The 22,056-nt window shown below is 69.6% G+C and carries 19 protein-coding genes; 13 read left to right on the top strand and 6 right to left on the bottom strand.

Features of this window, described 5'->3' with window-relative positions; genetic code table 11:
• Nucleotides 1-59 precede the first annotated feature (59 nt).
• The 3 genes from AC1DCT_RS16395 to AC1DCT_RS16405 all read left to right on the top strand — a co-directional run bounded on the left by AC1DCT_RS16395 (nucleotide 60) and on the right by AC1DCT_RS16405 (nucleotide 3,021).
• Nucleotides 60-725, top strand: a complete 666-nt coding sequence (locus AC1DCT_RS16395; RefSeq protein WP_440733314.1) for a response regulator — start codon at nucleotides 60-62, stop codon at nucleotides 723-725.
• Between the two features lie 65 nt (nucleotides 726-790).
• Nucleotides 791-2,017: a sensor histidine kinase gene (locus AC1DCT_RS16400; RefSeq protein WP_440733313.1), complete on the top strand. Its 1,227-nt coding sequence runs from the start codon at nucleotides 791-793 to the stop codon at nucleotides 2,015-2,017.
• On the top strand, nucleotides 2,014-3,021 hold the full coding sequence (locus tag AC1DCT_RS16405) for a hypothetical protein (protein ID WP_440733312.1): 1,008 nt from the start codon (nucleotides 2,014-2,016) through the stop codon (nucleotides 3,019-3,021). The genes AC1DCT_RS16400 and AC1DCT_RS16405 overlap by 4 nt, the downstream gene beginning before the upstream one ends.
• Nucleotides 3,022-3,296: 275 nt before the next feature.
• On the opposite strand, the gene AC1DCT_RS16410 is transcribed toward AC1DCT_RS16405, so the two are convergent.
• Both AC1DCT_RS16410 and AC1DCT_RS16415 read right to left on the bottom strand, forming a co-directional pair.
• Nucleotides 3,297-3,521, bottom strand: coding sequence for an acyl-CoA carboxylase subunit epsilon (locus AC1DCT_RS16410; RefSeq protein WP_233310488.1), 225 nt, complete (start codon nucleotides 3,519-3,521; stop codon nucleotides 3,297-3,299).
• Nucleotides 3,518-5,116 (bottom strand): acyl-CoA carboxylase subunit beta, encoded by a 1,599-nt coding sequence (locus AC1DCT_RS16415; RefSeq protein WP_440733310.1) that lies wholly within the window; start codon nucleotides 5,114-5,116, stop codon nucleotides 3,518-3,520. The genes AC1DCT_RS16410 and AC1DCT_RS16415 overlap by 4 nt, the downstream gene beginning before the upstream one ends.
• A gap of 127 nt (nucleotides 5,117-5,243) precedes the next feature.
• On the opposite strand from AC1DCT_RS16415, the gene AC1DCT_RS16420 reads away from it, so the two are divergent.
• Entirely contained in the window at nucleotides 5,244-6,011 is a 768-nt protein-coding gene (locus AC1DCT_RS16420; RefSeq protein ID WP_477430358.1) for a biotin--[acetyl-CoA-carboxylase] ligase, read from the top strand.
• Between the two features lie 39 nt (nucleotides 6,012-6,050).
• Here the strand turns inward: AC1DCT_RS16420 and zapE are convergent, their stop codons facing one another.
• A complete protein-coding gene (gene zapE, locus AC1DCT_RS16425; RefSeq protein ID WP_477430359.1) occupies nucleotides 6,051-7,049 on the bottom strand; it encodes a cell division protein ZapE in 999 nt (332 codons plus the stop codon).
• A gap of 46 nt (nucleotides 7,050-7,095) precedes the next feature.
• On the opposite strand from zapE, the gene AC1DCT_RS16430 reads away from it, so the two are divergent.
• The 6 genes from AC1DCT_RS16430 (at nucleotide 7,096) to AC1DCT_RS16455 (ending at nucleotide 14,501) form a co-directional block, all read left to right on the top strand.
• Nucleotides 7,096-8,913 (top strand): ABC-F family ATP-binding cassette domain-containing protein, encoded by a 1,818-nt coding sequence (locus AC1DCT_RS16430; RefSeq protein WP_477430360.1) that lies wholly within the window; start codon nucleotides 7,096-7,098, stop codon nucleotides 8,911-8,913.
• A 117-nt stretch (nucleotides 8,914-9,030) separates the two neighbouring features.
• Nucleotides 9,031-10,866, top strand: a complete 1,836-nt coding sequence (locus tag AC1DCT_RS16435; protein ID WP_477430361.1) for a Na+/H+ antiporter — start codon at nucleotides 9,031-9,033, stop codon at nucleotides 10,864-10,866.
• A 111-nt stretch (nucleotides 10,867-10,977) separates the two neighbouring features.
• Complete coding sequence (locus tag AC1DCT_RS16440; RefSeq protein WP_477430362.1) at nucleotides 10,978-11,652, top strand: DedA family protein; 675 nt, start codon at nucleotides 10,978-10,980, stop codon at nucleotides 11,650-11,652.
• Between the two features lie 81 nt (nucleotides 11,653-11,733).
• Entirely contained in the window at nucleotides 11,734-12,645 is a 912-nt protein-coding gene (locus tag AC1DCT_RS16445; RefSeq protein WP_477430363.1) for a MetQ/NlpA family ABC transporter substrate-binding protein, read from the top strand.
• A gap of 123 nt (nucleotides 12,646-12,768) precedes the next feature.
• Nucleotides 12,769-13,842 carry a methionine ABC transporter ATP-binding protein gene (locus AC1DCT_RS16450; protein ID WP_477430364.1) on the top strand — a complete coding sequence of 358 codons (1,074 nt, stop codon included), beginning with the start codon at nucleotides 12,769-12,771 and terminating at the stop codon, nucleotides 13,840-13,842.
• On the top strand, nucleotides 13,842-14,501 hold the full coding sequence (locus AC1DCT_RS16455; protein ID WP_477430365.1) for a methionine ABC transporter permease: 660 nt from the start codon (nucleotides 13,842-13,844) through the stop codon (nucleotides 14,499-14,501). Before AC1DCT_RS16450 ends, AC1DCT_RS16455 begins: the two co-directional genes overlap by 1 nt.
• A 7-nt stretch (nucleotides 14,502-14,508) precedes the next feature.
• On the opposite strand, the gene AC1DCT_RS16460 is transcribed toward AC1DCT_RS16455, so the two are convergent.
• Together AC1DCT_RS16460 and AC1DCT_RS16465 are read right to left on the bottom strand one after the other, a co-directional pair.
• The gene (locus AC1DCT_RS16460; protein WP_477430366.1) at nucleotides 14,509-15,087 is read right to left on the bottom strand and encodes a dihydrofolate reductase family protein; all 579 of its coding nucleotides are present in this window, start codon (nucleotides 15,085-15,087) and stop codon (nucleotides 14,509-14,511) included.
• Nucleotides 15,088-15,130: 43 nt separating this feature from the next.
• A complete protein-coding gene (locus tag AC1DCT_RS16465) occupies nucleotides 15,131-16,351 on the bottom strand; it encodes an MFS transporter (protein ID WP_477430367.1) in 1,221 nt (406 codons plus the stop codon).
• 47 nt (nucleotides 16,352-16,398) lie between these two features.
• Between AC1DCT_RS16465 and pdxR the strand changes: the two genes are divergently transcribed.
• Nucleotides 16,399-17,820, top strand: a complete 1,422-nt coding sequence (gene pdxR / locus AC1DCT_RS16470; protein WP_477430368.1) for a MocR-like pyridoxine biosynthesis transcription factor PdxR — start codon at nucleotides 16,399-16,401, stop codon at nucleotides 17,818-17,820.
• Nucleotides 17,821-17,938: 118 nt separating this feature from the next.
• Here the strand turns inward: pdxR and AC1DCT_RS16475 are convergent, their stop codons facing one another.
• Nucleotides 17,939-18,574 carry a TetR/AcrR family transcriptional regulator C-terminal domain-containing protein gene (locus AC1DCT_RS16475; RefSeq protein ID WP_477430369.1) on the bottom strand — a complete coding sequence of 212 codons (636 nt, stop codon included), beginning with the start codon at nucleotides 18,572-18,574 and terminating at the stop codon, nucleotides 17,939-17,941.
• Between the two features lie 69 nt (nucleotides 18,575-18,643).
• Between AC1DCT_RS16475 and AC1DCT_RS16480 the strand changes: the two genes are divergently transcribed.
• Both AC1DCT_RS16480 and AC1DCT_RS16485 read left to right on the top strand, forming a co-directional pair.
• Nucleotides 18,644-19,699, top strand: coding sequence for a hypothetical protein (locus AC1DCT_RS16480; protein WP_477430370.1), 1,056 nt, complete (start codon nucleotides 18,644-18,646; stop codon nucleotides 19,697-19,699).
• Nucleotides 19,696-21,987, top strand: a complete 2,292-nt coding sequence (locus AC1DCT_RS16485) for an ATP-binding cassette domain-containing protein (protein ID WP_477430371.1) — start codon at nucleotides 19,696-19,698, stop codon at nucleotides 21,985-21,987. The genes AC1DCT_RS16480 and AC1DCT_RS16485 overlap by 4 nt, the downstream gene beginning before the upstream one ends.
• Nucleotides 21,988-22,056: the final 69 nt, after the last annotated feature.

The following is a 22,056-nucleotide window of genomic DNA, read 5'->3' on the forward strand; positions in this document are numbered from 1 at the left end:
GATGTCGTCGAGCGCACGATGGGGGCGTCGCTCGCCGGACCACGGGCTAAGGTGAGACCGTGAGCAGTGTAGCCCTGATCGACGATCACGAGTCCGTTCGCCTGGGACTCGCCGCCGCGCTCGAGCGGGCGTCCTTCGACGTGGTCTTCGCGGGTGCAGGCGTCGCCGAGTATCTCGACGCGCGAAGCCGTGCGGGCGTCGCGCCCGCCGATGTGGTGGTGCTCGATCTCACCCTGGGCGACGGCACCACCGTGACGGAGAACGTCACCCGCCTCGTCGTCGACGGATCCAGCGTGGTCATCCACAGCGTCGCCGACCGCCCGGTTTCCGTGCGTGAGGCGCTCGCCGCGGGAGCCGCCGGCGTGATCAGCAAGTCCTCCCCGCTGGACGACGTGATCGCCGCCGTCCGGACGGTCGCGCGCGGCGAGGCGCTGAACAATGTGGAGTGGGCGAACGCGGTCGACGGTGACACGGCGTTCGCGGACGCGCAGCTGTCCACGCGCGAGCGCGAGGTGCTCCGTCTGTATGCGACGGGACTGCCCCTGAAGGTCGTCGCCGAGCGGCTCGGCGTGGCCTATTCGACGGCCAAGGAGAACATCACCCGCATCCGCGTCAAGTACGTGGAGGTCGGGCGACCGGCGCCCACCAAGGTCGACCTGCTGCGGCGCGCGATGGAGGACGGCATCGTGGAGGCGGCGCAGGAGGATCCGCAGGGTGTCGCCTGAACCGAGCGGACTCGCTCCCGTGAGCACGGCGTCGATGCCGACGTCGCAGCCGAGGGGCTGAGCGCGTGTCGGCGGATCAGGGCCTCCGGGAGGCATGGGAGAAGATCCCCACGCCCGGCGAGGTCGGGCAGGAGCTGGAGCGCTTCGCCGGACGGCGGATGGAGCGCATCATCGCGATCGTCGTCGGGGTCGGCGCGCTCGCGCTCGGCACCCAGGCGCTCGTGAACGCGCTCCTCAAGCTGCAGGTCGTGGATGTGCCGCACATCGCGATGATGGCCCTGGTGTTCGTGCCCTGGCTCGCGATGCTCGTGTGCTGCACGCTGGGTCGCGGGGTGCGGCTCACGGCCGGGATCTTCTTCGTCGCGTATCTCGTCGACCTTCTGCTGTGGCCGTTCGTGGCGACGCACAAGAACGTCGTTCCGTCGGATCAGCCGTGGATCTTCTTCCTCGTCAACGTCGCCGGTGTGGCGGCGGTCGTGGCCTTCCCCCTCGGCGTGCAGGTGCTGTGGGCGCTCGTGGGCCCGTTCATCTACGGCACGGTGCGACTCGTGCAGGGCGGGTTCGGAGCCGACTTCTGGATCGTCACGGCGTTCGACGTGTCGTTCACGCTGATCCTCGGGTTGGTGCTGGTCGCTCTGGGCTGGATGTTCCGCTCGGTCGCGAACGGCGTCGACGACGCGCGAGGGCGTGCGGTCGCGCTCTACACCGAGGCCGCCTCCGCAGAGGCGGTCGAGCACGAACGCGTCGCGGTGGCAGCCCTCATGCACGACAGCGTGCTGGCCGCGCTGATCGCCGCCGAGCGCGCGACGACCGAACGTGAGCGCGCGCTCGCCGTGGACATGGCGCGTGAGGCCCTCACCCGGCTCGCGAACGCGGAGGCACCGGCGCAGGAGGGCAGCGACGAGCCGGTGCAGGTCGAACTCCTCGCAGAGGATCTGCGCCACGCCGTGACGCAGATGGGACTGACGATCGGGGTCGAACAGTTCGGCCATGGCGCCGTGCCCGACCGCGTGGCGCGTGCGATGGCCCTCGCCGCGCGGCAGGCGATCGGCAACGCCGTGTCGCATGCCTCCGCACGAGGTCTCGCCGTGGTCGTCGAGGGACATGGCGACACCGGTCTCACCGTCAAGGTGAGCGACACCGGGAGCGGATTCGATCCGGCGCAGGTCGGTGCGGACCGGCTCGGGATCCGCGCGTCGATCCTCGCGAGGATGGCCGCTGTCGGCGGCGTTGCCACGATCGAATCCGACCGCCACGGCACGATCGTCACACTGGGCTGGTCGCGGACATGAGGCTGACCGTCCGCATCGTCGCGACCGCGCTCGCGCTCGTGTTCGCCTGCTACTTCTCCGCACGGGCGTTGTGGTGGACCGTGATGCCGCCGCGACCGCTGCTGGTGCTGCTCGCCGTGGCGATCTACCTCGCCGCGATCGCCGTCGTCGCGATCGTCGGCGCGGGTCAGGCTGTGCGCATGCCGCGCTGGGCGGCGGCCCTGGCGCTGCTCGCGGCGGCCGCGATCCCGCAGCTGAGCAACTTCGGCCTGGACGCGAGCACGCTGCGCGCCCCGTACGCGACCTGGTACATCGGCGCGGTCGGACTGATCGGCGTGGTCTGCATCGTGCGCCGTCGCCCCCTCGCCGGATGGCTGGTGCTGGTGCTGCTCACCGTGGCCTCGACGGCGTGGATCGGGTTCCTCGACTCCCTCGGCCTGGGCCTGGTCGGATCCACGGTGTGGATGGTGATCGCCCAGCTGCTGGTCGCGTTCTGGCGGCGTGCGGTGCGCGACACCGACCGCCTGGCCGGAATACAGCAGGCCGCGTCGGCCTGGCAGGCGACGCAGACCGTCCGTCAGCGCGAGCGTCGCGAGCGCGTCCAGTACGCACTGGCGGTCGCGGGGCCCATCCTCTCCCGCGTAATCGCGACTCGAGGTGATCTTTCGGTCGAGGAGCGGCAGGAGGCGCACCTGTCGGAGGGGCGGCTGAGGGACGAGATCCGCGGCGGTGAGCTGCTCAACGAGCGCGCCCGCGCAGCGATCGAGACGGCGCGCGCACGCGGGGCCGCCGTCACAGTTTTCGACGACGGCGGGCTGGACGGCCTCGACGAACATACCAAGGGCCAGATCCGCGAGGAGCTGGCGGATGTGCTCGCGGACTCCTCCTCGGCGCGGCTCATCATCCGCGCCCCCAGGGATGCGCGTATCGCGGTCACCGTGGTCGGTCGCTCGGCCGCGGGGGAGTCCTCCGACGAGGACTCGGTCGAGCTGTGGCACGAGATTCCGCGTACGCCCGAGAGCTGAAGACGCTCGACGACCCGACAGAAAAGGAAGGGCGGGGGGCGGCGAAGCCGCCCACCCCCCGCCAGGGGCGGAACAGTTACCCGAAAACCGTTCCGCAAAGACCGGAGATCGTCTGCCTACCCTGTGGCAGAGATCCGGTCGAACGCGAAGCGTTGCAAGAAAGAGTCTTCCGGGTCGCAAGGGGGATGTCTGTAGGTATTTTGGGGGACAAATCCAGACGGAGGTGAATATCCCGTCGCGGAGCCCCGGGAGACGCCGCGAATCGGCGTCGATCCTCAGCCCGAGAAACGCCCCCACGGCACGTCTCGTCGCAGCGGCGCGCGCAGCGCGCGCTGATTGCGTCCCCAGACCGAGACGGGCTTCTGAGCGGCCACGGCGTCCGCCTCCTCGGCCACGAACGCCTCGGACAGCACGGCGATGAGAGCGGCGAGCTCCTCCTCGGTGGCGGAGCCGCGCAGCACCTGGATCTCGACCGCGTCTGCGGCGTCCTCCGCGCTCACAGCGGGATGTTCCCGTGCTTCTTCGGGGGCAGCTCGGCGCGCTTGCCGCGCAGCGCCCGCAGCGCCTTCGCGATCGAGACGCGCGTGTTGGCCGGCTCGATGACACCGTCGATCTCGCCGCGCTCGGCGGCGAGGAACGGGCTGGTGACGTTGTAGGTGTACTCGTTGGCCAGGCGGGTGCGCACGGCAGCGACGTCCTCGCCGGCTTCCTCGGCGCGCTTGATCTCGCCGCGGTAGAGGATGTTCACCGCGCCCTGGCCGCCCATGACGGCGATCTCGGCCGTAGGCCAGGCGAGGTTCACGTCGGCGCCGAGCTGCTTGGAGCCCATGACGATGTAGGCACCGCCGTAGGCCTTGCGCAGGATCACGGTCACGAGCGGCACGGTGGCCTCGGCGTAGGCGTAGATGAGCTTCGCGCCGCGGCGGATCACGCCGGTCCACTCCTGGTCGGTGCCGGGCAGGTAGCCGGGCACATCGACGAGGGTGACGATCGGGATCGAGAACGCGTCGCAGAAGCGCACGAAGCGGCTGGCCTTCTCGCCGGCCTCGATGTTCAGGGTGCCGGCCATCTGCGACGGCTGGTTCGCGATGATGCCGACCGAACGGCCCTCGACGCGGCCGAAGCCGATCACGATGTTCGGGGCGAACAGCGGCTGCACCTCGAGGAACTCGCCGTGGTCGACGACCCGCTCGATGACGGTGTGGATGTCGTACGGCTGGTTGGCCGAGTCCGGGATGATCGTGTTGAGCGTGCGGTCCGCGTCGGTCGTCTCGAACTCGAAGCCGCTCTCATAGGTCGGCAGCTCGGCCATGTTGTTGTCGGGCAGGAAGCCGAGCAACGTACGCGCGTAGTCGATCGCGTCGTCTTCGTCCTCGGCGAGGTAGTGCGCGACGCCGGAGCGGGTGTTGTGCGTGTAGGCGCCGCCGAGCTCCTCCATTCCGACGTCCTCGCCGGTCACGGTCTTGATGACGTCAGGGCCGGTCACGAACATCTGGCTGGTCTTGTCGACCATGATCACGAAGTCGGTGAGCGCGGGGCCGTACACGGCGCCGCCGGCGGCCGGGCCCATGATGATCGAGATCTGCGGGATCACGCCGGAGGAGCGGGTGTTGGCCCGGAAGATCTCGCCGTACTTGCTGAGCGCGAGGACGCCCTCCTGGATGCGCGCGCCACCCGAGTCGAGGATGCCGATGATCGGCACGCCGCTGCGCAGGGCGAACTCCATGATCTTGATGATCTTGTCGCCGGAGACCTCGCCCAGCGAGCCGCCGAAGGTGGTGAAGTCCTGGGAGTACACCGCCACGGTGCGACCGTTGATGGTCCCGACGCCGGTGACGACGGAGTCGCCGTAAGGGCGGTTCTTGTCCATGCCGAACGCGGTCGTGCGGTGCCGCACGTACTCGTCGAACTCGACGAAGCTACCCGGATCGACCAGCAGTTCGATGCGCTCGCGGGCGGTCATCTTGCCCTTGGCGTGCTGCTTCTCCTTCGCCTTCGCCTCGGCCGCGACGACGGCCTCGTCGTAGCGGGCGCGGAGGTCGGCGATCTTGCCGGCGGTCGTGTAGAGGTCAGGCGTGTCCGTCACGGGTTCCACACTAGCGCCGGGGCTTCCACGTCCGTTGGATGAGAGGCACAACAGCGCGGCCGGATCCTCTGTGCGGACCCTCTCAGAGCGGCCGGCCGTCGATGTGCATCATCCGGCACGCGGATAGGGTGATCGGATGAGCTTCCCGCACAGCGGCGTGGCCGCCGCCCGCCTCGAGATCGTCGCCTCCACCGGCTCCACGAACGCCGATCTGCGGGCCCATGCGGACGACGAGGCTGGCTGGCCGCACCTGTCCGTGATCCTCACCGAGAACCAGGTCGCGGGGCGGGGCCGCCTCGATCGCGTGTGGACGACGCCGGCCGGATCCGCACTGGCGCTGTCGGTACTGCTGCGCGTGCCCGCGATCCCGATGGCCGAGCGGGGCTGGATCCCGCTGGCGGCGGGGCTCGCCATGGCCGATCCGATCGCGGCGCAGCTGCCCGACCGCGAGGTGGGGGTGAAGTGGCCGAACGATGTGCTGGTGGGGGAGCGCAAGATCTGCGGCATCCTGACCGAGGCGATCGGACCCGACGCGGTGATCGTCGGATCGGGCGTGAACACCGCGATGACGGTCGAGCAGCTCCCGGTCTCCACGGCGACCTCGTTCGCTGTGGAGGGCGCGCAGGCCGACCTGGATCTGCTCGTCGCCGGCTACCTGGCCCGCCTGGACGGCTGGATCGAGGCGCTCGCCGAGCACGGTTCGGCCGTCGCGAGCGGCCTGCGCGACGCGGTCTCCGCGCGTTGCGTCACACTCGGCCGCACGGTGCGGGTCATGCTGCCGGGCGGGGCGGAGCTGGTCGGCGAGGCCATCGGACTCGGCGAGGACGGCTGCGTGATCGTCGATGCCGAGGGCGTCGAACACCGGATCGCGGCCGGTGACATCGTGCATCTGCGGCTCGCCTGAGCCTCCGGGTCCCGTACGGCCGGCGGACTGGGCGACCGGTCAGTCGTGCCGCAGCGCCGAGATGCGGCTGAGGGCGCGCTCCAGCGATCGCGCCGGCACCGCGGTGTCCAGCGGGCGCTCCGGCAGTGCGCGTGCGTGCACATCGAGCCGGATGTCGCGGTCGTAGAGCACATCGATCAGGTGACAGAACCGGAGCAGTGCGTCGCGGTGCATCGTGCGGAGATCCGGGACATCCAGGAGCGTGAGCGCGGTGGTCCGATCCGCGAGCCAGAGATACTGCGGAGTGCCGAGCGGCGCGCCGCAGAGGTCCTCGAAGGTCGCGGTGATCCGTTCGGCAGACCGCTCGCGCACGGTGAGCACGATGCCGTTCTCGGTCGTCATCTCGATCGCCGGTGACGGCGCCCGGGTGGGCGAGAGCGCCCAGGATCCGGCCGAGAAGCCGGTCGCGGAGCGGATCTTCGAGCCGACGCCTCGGTAGTCGGTGCCGTCCGCGACCTCGATCACGTCGAGGTGCTGCTCGATGAGTCGGATCGCCGGCACGAAATGCTCGTGCCACAGGCCCGGCATCAGTTCGCCCGGCGGATCGTTCGAGGTCGCGATCAGCAGCACATCCCGGTCGATGAGGTGTCGCAGAGTCGCCGTGAGGTATACGGCGTCTGCCACGTCGTGCACGTGGAACTCGTCGAACAGGATCGCGCGGGATCCGCCGATGAGGCGGTTCAACGCCCGATCGAGAGGCACGCGCCGCGCTCCGAGCGCGCTCTGCAGCTCGAGGAAGAAGTCGTGGAAGTGCACACGGCGCTTGCGCCGAGTGGGCAGCGCCGCGAAGTAGGCCTCGGCGAGCAGCGACTTCCCGCGTCCGACCGGGCCCCAGAGATAGGCGCCGTGGCGATGCGGGGCGGCGAGCGCCGAGGCGGCTTCCTGCTGCGCCGCATCGAGCAGGGTCTCCTCGGGCAGGTGCCCTGTGACCTGCCCGACTCGCGTCGTCAGGGGATGAGCGACGGCTTCGTCCGGCATGGCGAGCGGGACGGCGGTCATCCTCCGAGCGTAGCGAGCGGTGGGCCCGACTACCCTGGAAGCCGACATGGCACATCTCCTCGGGGCCGAAGGCCTCCATCTCGAGTTCCCCACCCGGATCGTCTTCGACTCCGTCACCCTCGGCATCGAAGAAGGGGATCGGATCGGCATCGTCGGCCGCAACGGCGACGGCAAGTCCAGCCTGCTGGCCATGCTCGCGGGACGTCTGGATCCCGACGGCGGCCGGGTGACCGTACGCGGCGGCACCACGATCGGGGTGCTCGATCAGGCCGACGTGCTGGACGACAGCCTGACGGTCGGCGGAGCGATCGTGGGCGACACCCCGGAGCACGAGTGGGCAGGGGATCCGAAGGTCCGCGACGTCATCGACGGCCTCGTGAGCGATCTGGACTGGAACGCCTCCGTCGCCGACCTCTCCGGTGGCCAGCGCCGCCGCGTCTCGCTGGCGAAGCTGCTCGTCGGGGACTGGGACATCGTCGCGCTCGACGAGCCCACCAACCACCTCGACGTGGAGGCGATCGGCTGGCTCGCGGAGCACCTGAAGCGGCGCTGGCCGGCGAACCAGGGCGCGCTCATGGTGGTCACGCACGACCGCTGGTTCCTGGACGAGGTGTGCACCGAGACCTGGGAGGTGCACGACCGGATCGTCGAGCCCTTCGAAGGCGGGTATGCGGCCTACATCCTGCAGCGCGTCGAGCGCGACCGGATGGCGGCGGCGAGCGAGGCGAAGCGGCAGAACCTCGCTCGCAAGGAGCTCGCCTGGCTGCGCCGCGGCGCCCCTGCGCGCACGTCCAAGCCGAAGTTCCGCATCGACGCCGCGAACGAGCTCATCTCCGATGTGCCCGAGATCCGTGACCGGATCGGCCTGCAGTCGCTCGCCGTCTCGCGGCTCGGGAAGGACGTCGTGGACCTCATCGACGCCGGCGTGACGTTCCCGGCCTCCGGTTCCACACCGGAGCGCGAGGTGCTGCGCGACGTCGAGTGGCGGGTCGCGCCGGGGGAGCGCACCGGGATCCTCGGCGTCAACGGCGCGGGGAAGTCGACGCTGCTCGGACTCGTCGCGGGCACCGTGGCGCCCACGAGCGGCCGGGTCAAGCATGGCAAGACCGTGCAGGTGCGCACGCTCACCCAGCGCCTCGACGAGCTGCAGGACGTGTGGGACGAGCCGGTGCGGGTCGTGATCGGCCGACTGCGCACGACCTACACGTTCGGGACCGGATCCAAGGCCGCCGAGCTGACGCCGGGCCAGCTGCTGGAGAGGCTCGGCTTCTCGTCGGCGCAGCTGTCCACGCCCGTGAAGGATCTTTCGGGCGGTCAGCAGCGCCGGCTGCAGCTGCTGCTCGTGCTGCTGGATCAGCCCAACGTGATGATCCTCGATGAGCCCACCAATGACATGGACACCGACATGCTGGCCGCCATCGAGGACCTCCTCGACTCCTGGCCCGGCACGCTGCTCGTCGTGAGCCACGACCGCTACTTCCTGGAGCGCGTGACCGATCAGCAGTACGCGATCCTGGACCGGCGCCTGCGCCACCTGCCGGGCGGGGTGGACGAGTACCTGCGGCTGCGGGCGCTCGAGCAGAGCCATCCGAAGGCGCCGGGGACAGGATCCGAGCCCGCGTCGGTCGCAGAGCCGGCGCTGAGCGGTGCCGATCGCCGTGCTGCGGAGAAGGAGGTGACGGCGCTCGAACGACGTATGCAGAAGCTCGCCGCGCAGATCGACAAGGCCAAGCATGCCCTCGCCGACCACGACCAGTCCGACTACGCCGGCCTCGGCGAGAAGATGAAGGAGATCTCCGCTCAGGAGGCTGAGGTCGAAGAGCTGGAGTTGCGCTGGTTCGAGCTCACCGAGCAGCTGGACTGATCGGATCCGCTCCGGGACTGTCCTGCGCGCGTGCACCGGGAATACCGTGGAGGCATGCGGCGCTGTGCTCTGAACGGATGGCGCCCGCGGTCCACGGCCTGGTGAAGGAGACGGCGCATGGAAGGTCTCGAAGTCACGGTCCTGCTGGGGCTCACGATCCTGAGCGGCGCCCTGCTCGCGCCGCGTCTGCGACTCGCGCTGCCGCTCGTGCTCGTCATCCTCGGCCTCGCGCTGGGCTTCATCCCGGCGCTGCGTGAGATCCAGCTGCCGCCGGAGACCGTGCTGCTGCTGTTCCTGCCGGTGATGCTGTTCTGGGAGAGCCTGACCACGTCGCTCCGGGCGATCCGTCGCGACTTCCGCTACATCCTTCCGATGAGCACGCTGTTGGTGGTGGCCTCCGCCTTCGCCGTCGCGGGGATCGGGCTGCTGTTCGGGCTGCCCTGGGAGACCGCACTGATCCTGGGTGCGGCGGTCGCGCCGCCCGACGCCACGGCGGTCGCGGCACTCGGTCGGCTGCTGCCGCGGCGCATGTTCATGAAGCTCAAGGCCGAGAGCCTCACCAACGACGGCACGGCCCTCGTGCTGTACGCGATCGGGATCTCGCTCGCGGTCGGCGGGCACATCGACCCGCTCAGCGTGACGTGGTCGGTCGTCGTCTCCTACGCCGGTGGCATCGCGGCAGGCATGGCGGTCGCCGCACTCGGATACTTCCTGCTGCGCGCGATCACATCCACGATCGTGATCAACACCGCGCTGCTGCTGATCCCGTTCGTCGCGTTCCTCCTGGCGGAGCTGATCGGCGCCTCGGGGGTGCTCGCCGTGGTCGTCGCCGGCGTGATCATCGCCTACGTGTCGCCCACGGTGACCACGGCGCAGTCCCGGCGGCAGGCCGAGTCTGCGTGGCCGTTCGGGGTGTTCCTGCTCAACGGCGCGCTGTTCGTGCTGATCGGACTCGAGGTGCAGTACGTCGTGCACCAGATCTCGGTGGGCGCGATCGGGCGCCTGGTGCTCGTCACACTCGTGGTCTGGGTCGCGCTGCTGGTCGTGCGCTATCTGTTCCAGCTGCTCAGCGTGCCGTTCTACCAGCGCACCGGTCCCCGTCCGCCCCGTGGCGTCAGGGCGCGCTCGCGCGTGCTGAGCACGTTCGCGGGCATGCGCGGGGCGGTCTCGCTCGCGATCGCGCTGTCGGTGCCCGCGGGCGCCGTCGCCGGGGGAGAGCTGGACGGCCGCGACGAGATCGTGTTCGTGACGGCCGGCGTCATCCTGTTGAGTCTGCTCGTGCAGGGAACGCTGCTGCCGGCGATCGTGCGGTGGGCACGTATCCCGGCCGACCAGGGCGAGGTGGAGGAGTACGAGCTCGCCGAACGCACGATCTCGGGCGCGGCGCTCTCCGCGCTGGATGACCTGGCGGTGCGGTACGAGGTCAGCGACGAGGTGCGCGATCGGATCCGGTTCGAGGGCTATCAGATGCTCGAGTACGCGAACGCGCGCACCCTCGCCCGGGAGCAGGCCCTCGTGGATGCGGAGGTCAAGGCGCTCGACGAGCTGCTCGGGCAGCCGGATCCGCTCGCCGCGGGGACCGAGCCGGAAGCGGAGGCGGGCGGGAGCGAGGCGAGCTCGTCCGACGGCATCGGATCCGATGGCATCGGCGGCGAGCCGGTCGACGCCGGCGATCAGGGTGCCGCGAGCGGATCCGCCCCGCGCCGCACACTCATCGAGGGCGCGACGCTGCAGATGATCGCGACGTCCGAGGACGTCGACCTCATGCAGCGCTCGCCGCTGGTGCGCCACGAGGAGTTCACGCGGCTCAAGCTGGCGCTTCTGGATCGCAAGCGCGAGGTGCTGCTGGGGCTGCGTCGTTCGGGGACGGTCGACGATCTCGTGGTGCGACGGATCTCCGCGCGCCTCGACCTCGAGCAGCTGAGGCTGCAGGGGCTCGAGGACTTCGACTGAGGGCGGCGGCGGAGTCCGCAGAGGCACGTCGTACTCCGGTAGCAGTCCGGCGGACCGGGATCACTCTGCAGAGGGACGCGGCCGGACGGCGCACCGACCTAGCGTGAGGGCATGGCCGACCTCCTGAGCTCCTTCCTCCTCACCCCGTGGGCGCCGATCCTGATCCTGCTGTTCTGCTTCCTGGACGGATTCTTCCCGCCCGTCCCAAGTGAGACCGTCGTCGTCGGCGCTCTGTCGCTGGCGTTCGCGACAGGGTCTTCGGCCACGCCGACGGCGATCCTGGTTCTGCTCGCCGCGGGCGTGGGCGCAGCGGCCGGCGACAGCGCGGCCTATGCGATCGGCCGTCGCGTCGGCACCGAGCGGTGGGCGTGGATGCGCCGCCCCCGCGTGCGCTCGGCGCTCGACTGGGCGGGGGAGAGCCTCGCCACCCGTCCCGCCATGTACCTCCTCGTCGCCCGCTACATCCCGGTCGGGCGGGTCGCGGTGAACATGACCGCCGGGGCGACCAGGCTGCCGTACCGCCGCTTCCTGCCGCTGTCCCTCGTCGCGGCCGTCGGCTGGGTCGCGCTCAGCACGGTGATCGCGGGCGTCGCCTCGGCCTGGCTCGGGCATTCGCCCCTGCTCGCGGCGGGAGTCGGCGTGGTGCTGTCGATCGTGATCGGCCTGCTGATCGATCTCGGAGCACGGCTGGTCCGTCGAGCTCGCAGCAGGAGTGCGGCAGTGCCGGCTCGCGGCTCCATGGCCGAGCCCGAACTGGTGACGGCGGGTGCAGGCGCGGAGCTGTGACGCCGTGTGACAGGTCGATTCGGAGGGCGCTCGGCGCCCCTCGTAGCGTGGTCGAGTCCCCCAAGAGAGGAACTCACAGCCATGTCCCGCAAGCTCACCACCGCGCTCGCCGCCGCCACCGCGGCCGCCGCGCTCGTCATCTCCCTCGTCGGCTGCTCATCCGCATCAGGTGCCGGATCCGATCCCACCGCGGAAGCCGGCAAGACCGTCAAGGTCGGCGTCGTCGGCAAGAGCGACCCGCAGTGGCCCGCGTTCGTCGACGCGGCCAAGAAGGAGGGCATCACCGTCGAGCTCGTGGACTTCGGCTCCTACGAGCAGCCGAACCCGGCGCTGACCGAGGGCGAGATCGACCTCAATCAGTTCCAGCACATCGTCTACCTCGCGCAGTACAACGTGAAGTCGGGCAAGGACCTGCAGCCGATCGGATCCACCGCGATCTACCCGCTCGGGCTGTACTCGAAGAAGTACAAGAGCGTGAAGGACATCCCCGCGGGCGAGACCGTCGCGGTACCCGATGACGCTTCCAACCAGGCGCGCGGTCTGCTCGTGCTGCAATCGGCCGGTCTCATCACGCTCAAGAGCGGCGGCTCGATCTTCTCCGACCTCGCCGACGTCGACACCGCGAAGTCGAAGGTCAAGGTCACCGCGCTCGAGGCGGCGCTGATCCCGACGTCGCTGCCGGACGTGGCCGCCGCGATCATCAACAACGACTTCGTCAAGGACGCCGGTCTCACGTTCAAGGACGCGATCGCGCAGGACGACCCGAAGGATCCCAACGCGCTCCCCTACGTGAACATCTTCGCGGCCCCGGCCAAGGAGAAGGACAACGCGACCTACAAGAAGCTCGTCGAGATCTTCCAGACCGACAAGGCTGTGCAGGCCGGCCTGGCCAAGGCCTCCGGCGACACCGGGGTGCCGCTGAAGGTCGACGCGTCCGAGCTGCAGAAGACCCTCACCAAGGTCGAGGGCGACGTCAAGACCCACAAGGGCTGACACCCACATCACACCGCGGCGGATGCGAACCCCGCCGCGTGCGAGGGAATCGGGCGACGCGAACCGGCGTCGCCCGATTCCGCGTCCGACAGACCCGGACGCAGAACCGAAACCGGAGAACACATGCCGATCGTGAGCCTGCAGGGCGTCACCAAGACTTATCCGCCGACCGCGCGTGACGGCGCCCCCGTCGTCGCAGTCGACGACGTGACCCTCGAGATCGCCCAGGGCGACGTGTTCGGCATCATCGGATACTCCGGTGCGGGCAAATCCACCCTGGTGCGGCTGATCAACGCCCTCGAGCCGACCACGAGCGGTCATCTGGTGGTCGACGGTGTCGACATCACGACTCTCTCGGAACGAGAGCTGCGCAAGGTGCGCGGCGGCATCGGGATGATCTTCCAGCAGTTCAACCTGTTCTCCGCCAAGACGGTCAAGGCGAACATCGCCTATCCGCTCAAGCTGGCGGGCTGGGCCAAGGCCGACATCGAGGCTCGGGTGACCGAGCTGCTCGCGTTCGTCGGTCTCTCGGACAAGGCGAAGGCGTTCCCCGAGCAGCTGTCCGGCGGTCAGAAGCAGCGGGTCGGCATTGCGCGCGCCCTCGCCACCCGGCCTGCGATCCTGCTCGCCGACGAGGCGACCAGCGCGTTGGATCCGCAGACCACGCACGAGGTGCTCGAACTGCTCGCCCGGGTGAACCGTGAGCAGGGCGTGACGATCGTCGTCATCACGCATGAGATGGATGTGATCCAGACGCTCGCCACCAAGGTCGCCGTCATGGAGAACGGTCGCGTCGTCGAACAGGGCGATGTGTTCGAGGTCTTCTCGAACCCGCAGAATCCGGCGTCACAGCGGTTCGTCGGGACCGTGATCAAGGGCGTGCCGAGCCCGGCGGAACAGGCGTCGCTGCAGGCGCGACACGACGGGCGCCTCGTCACGTTCTCGTTCCGCGACGGCGACTCCTCGCAGGCGCAGGTGTTCCTCGATCTGGCTGCGGCGGGTCTCGGGTTCGAGCTCGTCTATGGCGGCATCAACGACATCCGCGGCCGTGCCTTCGGGCACCTCACGCTCGCGATCCGCGGGGCGGAGGGAGCGATCGACTCCGCGCTCGAGAAGATCCGCGTGCACGCCACCGTGACCGAGATCGGATCCGATGCTCCGGCCGGAACGGCCTCGAGCGAAGGCGGGGTGCGCTGATGGATCGACTCATCGAACTGCTGCCGGACTTCTGGCAGGCGGCGCTCGAGACGCTGTACATGACCACGTTCGCGCTCGCGATGGCGGGCGTGATCGGCACGCTCATCGGCATCGGCCTGTACGTCACCCGTCCCGGGGGACTGCTGCCGAACCGCCCGGTGAGCATCCTGATCTCGTTCCTGGTCAACTTCATCCGCCCGATCCCTTTCGTGATCTTCATCGCGGTACTGCAGCCGTTCACCCGGATCGTCATCGGCACGGGTATCGGCATCAACGCCGGCGCGTTCGCGATCGGCGTCGCCGCGTCGTTCGCGATCGGTCGCATCGTCGAACAGCATCTCGTGTCGGTTTCGCCCGGCGTGATCGAGGCCGCGCGTGCGATGGGCGCGGGTCCCTGGCGGATCCTGTTCACGGTCGCCATGCCCGAGGCGCTCGGTCCCCTGATCCTCGGCTACACCTTCATCGTGGTCGCGCTCATCGACATGACGGCGATGGCGGGACTGGTCGGCGGCGGCGGCCTCGGCGCCTTCGCCCAGGTCTACGGCTTCCGTCAGTTCGAGCCGCTGGTGATGTGGGCTGCGATCATCCTCATCGTCGTGTTCGTGCACCTCGTGCAGACCTTCGGCACCTGGCTCGCGCGTCGGATCATGCGGCGCTGAACGCGGGTCAGGACTCGTCCGAGGCCATCGCCGTGTAGTCCAGCAGGAGCGCGCCGGTGTCGAGAGTCCGCGACGACACCAGGCGCAGGCCGGCTCCCGGACCCCCGGATCCGAAGATCGAGCGGCCCGCTCCTGCGATGCGCGGCATGAACAGCAGCCGATAGTGGTCGACGAGGCCCGTGGCGACCAGGGCTGCCGCGATCGAGACTCCGCCGACAGCGACGATCTCACCGTCGTGGCGCTGCTTGATGCGCGCGACGGCGTCGGCGATCGGGCCGCGCTCGATGGTGGCGTTCCAGCCGACGCTCTCCAGGGTGTCGGAGAGGACGACCTTCGGGAGTGCGTTCATCGTCCGGGCGAAGGCGCGGTAGTCCTCCGAGTTGCCCTCTGCGTCGGCGGTCGGCCAGTAGCCGGCATTGAACTCGAACGCCGTGCGTCCGTAGAGGAGCAACTGGCCCTCGTGCGCGTTGGCGCCGGACCAGTGCTGCTGCATCTCGTCGGACCAGGACGGGGAGATGAGCCGGCCTTCCGGCGTCTCGGTGAATCCGTCCAGGGTCATGAACATGGCGACGGTCAGGGTTCCCATGGTGTTTCTCCTTCTTGTGCGGTGGATCCTGCGGGATGGGAGGTCACGCCGCGGTGCTGCGGCGGACCAGGATGAGGACGAGGGGCAAGACGAGCGCGAGTGCGAGGAAGGCGGGCGCGGAGCCGAGGAACGAGGCGAGCACGCTGACCAGGAGCGCGCCGACGGCCATTCCGCCGTCGTATCCGGCATTCCACAGGGCGCTGACCGTGCCGAACTGGGCGTCGTCGGCGCTGTCGTACATGGCGGCGATCGTGGAGTTCTGCAGGGCGCCGAAGCCGAGGCCGAACACCGCTCCTCCGGCGAGTACGAGAGGTGCGCTCGAGGTGGCGGCCATCGCCGCCATCCCCAGCGCGGACAGGACGATGCCCGGCAGGAACAGGCGGCGGTGCCCCAGGCGATCTCCGTAGCGACCGGCGACCCAGCGCCCGAGCGCGGTGGCCGCAGGCTGAATCAGCAGGAGTGCGGGCGCCAGCGGCAGTGCCGCACCGGTGAGTGCGCCGGGCACGCACGTGACGACGACGCCCGCCACCGCGGCTGAGCCGGCGAAGACCAGCGCGGGGCGCAGCAGGGCGGGTGTGCGCAGGCCCGCGAGCATCCCGGACCCCGCTGCCTGCGTCGCGCGGCCGGACCCCCGCCGCTCCTCGTGCCGCCCCTCCGTCCGCTCGCCGCGCGGAGCACGTCCGGGGAGCCCGGCGATGCTCGCGATCGCGAGGAGCGGTGCGGCTCCGGCGATCACGAACACGGCCGCGGGGCCGCTGACAGACGTGATCCACACACCCAGCGGCAGAGCGGCGAGCGACGGTACGGCGCTGACCAAGCCGGCGATCGCGAGTCCCTCCCCGCGCCGCTCGGCAGGAACCAGCGCTGCGGTGACCGCACCTCCGGCGACGATGGCGAGAGCGAAGCCGAGGCCTCGGAGCACGCCGATCGCGATGAGGACGGGGACCGTGGTCGTGGCCAGCATCACGAAGGTCGGGGCGCCGAGGAGTACGAGTCCGACCGCCAGCACGAGGCGCGTGCCGAGACGATGCATGAGCCACGGGGATGCCAGCTCGCCCACCACCGTCGCCGCCAGCAGCGCACCGTTCGCGAGGCCGCCGGCGAGGGGTGACGAGCCTTCGGCGAGCAGGGGCACGACGGCCAGGGGAAGGAAGAAGCCCACCGAGCACGCGACGATGGACACGAAGCGAAGGAGCAGCGGGCGGGTCAGCAACCGGGGCCGGCGGATCCGCGGGGCCGTGGTGGGAAAGGTCGTCGTGGTCATGTCTTCGACACTAGAAAGCCGGTGGCCCAGCGGTAAGATCCATTGCCATGGCGGTGGCGTGGTCCAATTCCAGTCCGGAGCTCCTGGTCCCCTTGAACCGGGAGTCGGCGGAGCCGCTGCGCGTGCAGCTCCAGACCCAGTTGCGCATGGCGATCCAGAGCGGGCGGCTCGGCGCGGGCGAGAGGCTGCCGTCGTCGCGCGATCTGGCGCGGAATCTCGGGGTCGCCCGGGGCACCGTGCAGGATTGCTATGAGCAGCTGCGCTCAGAGGGTTACCTGGTCGCGCAGACCGGATCGGCGACCCGAGTCGCCGACCTGCGATTCGAATCGGCGGACGACGCGAGCGGGCTCGTCGTCGACTCATGGAAGCGGCCTTCCCGTCCGCGGATCGCCGACTTCGCGAGCGGCGTCCCCGATCTGGGAGCGTTCCCGCGTGACGACTGGGTCTGGGCATTGCGGGAGGCGACGAGAACCGCGCCCAATGCCGCTTTCGACTACGGCGACCCGCGCGGAGATCCGGCATTGCGCACGGTGGTCGCGGCATACGTGCGGCGGGTGCGCGGCATGAACGCACGCCCGGATCAGGTGATCGTCTGCGCCGGTTTCGCGCAGGGGATCGCGGTGACCTTCCGTGCGCTGGCACGGCGTGGACTGTCCCTCGTCGCGGTCGAGGATCCCGGCTCGATCGGAACGGTGACCCGCGCGGCCGAGGCGGTCGGGGGATCGGCCGTGCCTGTGCGCGTGGACGAATGCGGCATCGATGTCGAGGCGCTCGAAGCCAGCGGTGCACGCGTCGTCGTCCTCACACCGGCGCACCAGTGGCCGACCGGCGTCGTGCTGGCCGCCGATCGCCGGCTGGCGCTGCTCGAGTGGGCGGTGCGCAACGACGCCGTCATCGTGGAGGACGACTACGACGCGGAGTTCCGCTATGACCGGGATCCGGTCGGCTCCCTGCAGGGCCTCGCACCGGACCGCGTGGTGACGCTGGGCACGGTGAGCAAGTCGCTGGCCCCGGCACTGCGGCTGGGCTGGGCGGTCGTGCCTGGTCACCTCGCCGACGAGGTCGCGGCCGCGAAGGAGACCGCCGACCGCGGTGCGCCGATCATCGATCAGGTCGCTCTGGCGCGGCTGATGGAGTCCGGTCGCTACGACCGGCATCTGCGGCGGATGCGCGCGCTCTACGGCTCGCGCCGTGACGCCCTCTCCGCCGCGCTCGATCGCGCGGTTCCGCACGTGCCGCTGACCGGCCTCGCCGCCGGCTTCCACGCCGTCGCCCACCTGCCCCGGGCTGCGGATGAGCGCAGCATCGTCGACGCGGCGCGCGAGCGCGGTGTCGGACTCTACGGCATGAGCACCTACCGATCCGATCGCAATGCGCACCCTGCGCAACTGGTCCTCGGCTTCGGCAACACGTCGGCGGAGGAGATCCATGCGGGGATCGAGGCGGTCGCGGACCTGCTGCGCGGATGAGCCTGCCACGCGGGCCAGCGACACCTGGGGCCGGGCGGTGCGGTTGGTTCTGAGACGTGGAGCGGTCGGCGACCTTCGTGGGAGCGCGCCGTCGATTCTCACCATGCGGAGCTCCGGGTCAGCGCTGGCCCGAGGGGACGCGGTGGCTGTCGAGCCCGCGGACGAGGGCGTCGAGCCCGAGCTCGAACTCGAGGTCGGTTCCGCCGGCGGCGACCTGCCGGAGGACGTCGGCGAGATGCGCGGTCCGCTCGTCTCCGGGCGGTACGGCGGCTGAGAGCGGTGGGCTGTCGCGACTCCCTTGCTCCTCGAGCGCCGCGCCGATGGTGTAGCGGGACACCGCGATGAGGGCCAGCACGGCGTTCGGCCCGTCGAAGCCGCTCCGCTCCAGCAGTCCCACTTGCGCGATCGCGTTGCCGAGCTCCGGCACTCTGCTGCCGCTCGACGAGATCAGGCGCGCCCCATCACGGACCGAGAGCATCGCGATGCGAAGGCTTCTCGCATTGCGCCTGACGAACGTGTCCCAGGTCTCGCCGGGACGGGGGAGGCGATCCCGATGGTGGCGAGCGAGCACCTCGTCCGCGACCGCGGCCAGCAGAGCGGCCTTGTTCTCGAAGTGGTGATAGAGGGCGGGCTGCTTCACGCCGAGGCGTGCGGCGATCGCGTACAGGGAGACCTTGTCGAGCCCCAGCTCATCGAGGAGTTCGATCGCGGCCGTGACGATGGCGGGACGGTCCGTGCGTGCGGGCTGAGGCATGCGACGACCCTAGCAGGGCAAGCTTATCGATGATAACCTTCGGGACGTGTTTCCGGAGAAAGGACCACCATGGCTCAGCACACGGGTGACACGGCGGTCGGGAAGGGCGTCTCGACCGCACGGCGGAAGCGAACTCCTCGCAATCGTCCGGCCGCCTTCACCCTGATCGTCCTCACCCCGCTGATCGCGGAACTCGCACTCGGCTCGACGCCGATCCGGATGGCCTGGCTGGTCATCCTCTGGGTTCCGATCTACGGGGCAGGAGTTCTGTTCATCCGAGAAGTCGTCATGCGCCGGGGGCGTGGCTGGCCGAGCCTCATGGTGATGGCCCTCGGCTACGAGCTCCTCGAGGACGGAATCGGGCTGCAAGCGCTGACGAGCCCGCACCTCTACGGTGCCGCGGGATGGGGGCTCCGGCTCCTCGGGCTCAACCTGCCGTACTGGGAGGCCAACCTGATCTATCACGCCGTGTTCACGGTCGCCATCCCGATCGCTCTGACCGATCTGCTGTTCCCCCGACACGTCGGAAAGCCGTATCTCGGCCGCACCGGAACCATCGTGGCGGGGGTCGTGGCGCTTCTGGGCGTCCTGGTGCTGCGGATCTCCGTACCCGTCAGTCAGGATCCCGGCTACCAGGCGCCGTGGCCGTTCGTCGTGTCGATCGGCATCCTTGTGGTCCTCCTCGCCGGGATCGCGCTCTTCGCGATTCCCCGCCGGCGCGAGCGCAGCGGGAGCGGGTCGGTGCCGTCGCCTCATCTCCTCTTCCTCGCGGCGATGGGCGCGACTCTGGTCTTCTTCGCACTCGCCTTCCCGATCTTCGGCGCACGGCAGCCGGCCTTCACGCGCGGCGCCTTCGTCGTGGTGCCCATGGGCGCTGCAGCCGCGCTCGCGACCGCCTCCTACATTGTTCTGCGCAGGCTCGGCGGGTCCACGGCGTGGATGCCGAGGCACACCCTCTGGCTGATCGGCGGTGCATTGGTCGCCCACAGCCTCGGCGGCCTCGTGATCATGGCCCGAACTCCGATCGACGCGATCGGCCTCGCCGCGATCACCGCTCTGACGGCAGTTCTGCTGTCGGTGCTCGATGTTAGCCTGCGGCGACGAGCGGAGGGAGGGACCGTATGAGCAGACGGATCTCGGTGCGCGGTGCTCGAGCGAACAACCTGCGCAACATCGATGTCGATATTCCGGCCGCCAAGATCACGGTGTTCACCGGCGTCTCGGGATCCGGGAAGTCGTCGCTGGTCTTCGACACGATCGCCGCGGAATCGCAGCGGCAGCTCAATGACACCTTCCCCGCCTTCGTGCGCAATCGGATGCCGCAGATGGGCAAGCCTGATGTGGACTCGATCGCGAACCTCTCGGTCGCGATCGTTGTCGATCAACGACCGCTCGGCGGCAACACCCGTTCGACCGTGGGAACGGCAGCCGACCTCGCTCCGCTCCTGCGCCTCATCTTCTCCCGTGTCGGCGAACCCTTCGTGGGCTACTCGAACGCCTTCTCGTTCAATCAGCCCGCGGGCATGTGTCCGAACTGTCAGGGCCTCGGCACGGTCGACGAGGTGGACGAAGACGCTCTCCTCGATCGGTCGCGCTCGCTCAACGCCGGTGCGCTCACGTTCCCGACGTTCGCTCCCGGCACGGCCTACTGGAAGCGCTACGTGAACTCCGGACTCTTCGACAACGATCGTCCAGTGCGGAAGTGGCCGCGGCGACTGATCGAGGATCTGTTGCACGCGGAGCCCCGGGTGCTCACGAACCCGCCGCCGGAATGGTACGCATCGTCGAAGTTCGAGGGCGTGGTTCCCCGGTTCCGGCGCCTGTACCTGTCGGGCGGCGCGGAGAAGGCCCGCCGTCGATACGGAGCCGAGCTCGCCAGAGTCGTGTCCTCCCGGCCCTGTCCCGCATGCCACGGGGCCCGGCTGAACCCCGAGACGTTGAGCTGTCGCATCCACGGCCGCAACATCGCGGACGCGAGTGCGCTGCCGATCGAGGAACTGCTCGCGTTCATCGCCTCCATCGCCGATCCGCGGGTGGCGCCGGTCTGCGACGCGCTCAGGGAGGGGCTGGAGAATCTGGTCCGGATCGGGCTCGGCTACCTCAGCCTTGATCGCGTGTCGTCGACGCTGTCCGGGGGCGAATCGCAGCGGGTCAAGCTCGTTCGGCATCTCGGCAGCTCTCTCACCGCGTTGACCTACATCCTCGATGAACCGTCGAGTGGACTGCACCCCGCAGATGTGAGCCGACTCGCTGAGCTGATCGTGGGCCTGCGCGACAAGGGCAACACGATTCTGCTCGTGGAACACGACCCCGACCTCATCCGCATCGCTGACCACGTGATCGATCTCGGGCCGGGCGCCGGTGCCCACGGCGGCGCCGTCGTGTTCGAAGGAGCCATCGGCGATCTTGCGCGGAGCGACACCCCGACCGCCCGGTTCCTCCGCGCGCCGCAGCGGCTGAAAGCATGCCCGCGTCCCGGGACGGGCATGCTCGCGCAGATCGACGGGGCGGATCGGCACAATCTCCGAGACGTATCGGTGCAGCTGCCGGAAGGGGTGCTGACCGTTCTCACCGGCGTCGCCGGGTCGGGCAAGAGCTCGCTGCTAGCCGAGATCATCGATCGCACCGACGGCATCCGCCTCGTCGACCAGCGGCCGATGCGCGGAACCCGCCGCTCCAACACCCTCAGCTATCTCGGAGTCCTCGATCAGCTGCGGCAGGATTTCGCGCGCAGCAATGGAGTCGGGCCGGAATGGTTCTCGTCAAACTCGACCGGCCGGTGTCCTGTCTGCCGCGGACTGGGCGTGATCGTCACCGAACTCGCGTTCATGGACGACGTCGAACTGCCGTGCGACGCCTGCGGTGGCCGCCGCTACAACGACCAAGCTCTGAGCTACACGCTCGAGGGCCGCAACATCAGCGAGTTCCTGGCTCTCAGCGTCGAGGATGCGGGTGCCGTCGTCGACCCGGACCGACAGCCGCGCCTCGCCGACGCCGTCGACCGCGTCAGGCGTACCGGGCTCGGCTATCTCCGGCTCGGACAGGGCCTCGACACGCTCTCCGGTGGCGAACGGCAGCGGCTGAAGCTCGCCAAGCATCTCGCCGACGCCGTCACCGCCTATGCGTTCGACGAGCCCACGACGGGTCTTCACGGCAACGACGTCACGGCGCTCCTGTCGCTGTTCGACGAGCTCATCGACCACGGCGCCAGCCTGCTCGTGATCGAGCACGACCTGCAGGTCATGACGCAGGCCGACTGGATCATCGACATCGGGCCTGGCGCGGGCACCCACGGCGGCGAGGTCACGTTCGCCGGCAGGCCCGCGGATCTTCTCGAACGCGAGGACAACGCCACGGCAGTGCACCTTCGCCGCTATCTGCACGATGGGCCGCTAGCTTTGCACGCCGGCTGAGACGGAGGCGTTCGAGAGATGCGCAGGATCGCGCAGCGGATGGTGGTTGCGGGGCCTCGGGTGGAGATC

This window comes from Microbacterium sp. 10L49, assembly GCF_056395125.1.